General features: G+C 62.9%; 2 protein-coding genes. Both read left to right on the forward strand.

Annotation, left to right across the window (positions count from 1 at the left end; translation table 11 throughout):
• The first annotated feature begins 250 nt into the window (after positions 1-250).
• The gene (locus G6N73_RS38210) at positions 251-388 is read left to right on the forward strand and encodes a DUF1173 family protein (RefSeq protein WP_281353037.1); all 138 of its coding nucleotides are present in this window, start codon (positions 251-253) and stop codon (positions 386-388) included.
• A 155-nt stretch (positions 389-543) separates the two neighbouring features.
• Positions 544-647 (forward strand): DUF1173 family protein (locus G6N73_RS38215; protein ID WP_343044852.1); only part of this gene is annotated, 104 nt, incomplete at its 3' end.

A 647-nucleotide genomic window follows, 5' to 3' on the forward strand; every position in this document is an offset into this window, starting at 1 on the left:
TGACAGCCGATGTGGTCGAATTGATGTTCATGGGGATGTCCTTCGCGGGAGAGAGTGTCCGCCCCGCCGCCACTCTCTGCGCCGGCCGGGCCGCACTTCTCCCGGCCCCGCTCTGCCTCTCGCCGCCAAGCGGCCTGCGCTAGGCGCAAAGCCGTGACTCATGCGCCCACAGGGATGCGGCGACCTGGAGTTTTGGAGGTGATGCGGCGGTTCAATCTATGCGGAGGATGCACCCGAGCTCCAGGAGGCTCTGACGGCCGCTCATGAGCGGCGCGAGCGGCCATTGTGCTTGTGCCAGGCCGATGGCCTGCCCATGTACATCGCGCGAATTGGCGATGCCTATCGGATCAAGCGCATGCTGCCGAGCGGCGGTGGGCATGATCCATGATGCGAGTCCTATGAGTCGCCCTACGACCTGTCGGGCTTGGGTACACTGATAAGAAGCACGATCCAGATCGATTCGCAAAACGACATGGCTGCGCTGAACTGAAGTTCATCCTGTCGAAACCCGGCAGTCGCACCGCATCGGCGCCTAACGGCGAGGTGTCTGCAAGCGTTTCTGGCGACGCACGAAAGTTGTCGCTGCGCGCCCTGCTCCACAATCTATGGCACGCGGCTGAGCTGACGAGCGGACATCGAGGTGGAAT

The organism is Allomesorhizobium camelthorni, from assembly GCF_011045125.1.
GTDB lineage: Bacteria > Pseudomonadota > Alphaproteobacteria > Rhizobiales > Rhizobiaceae > Allomesorhizobium > Allomesorhizobium camelthorni.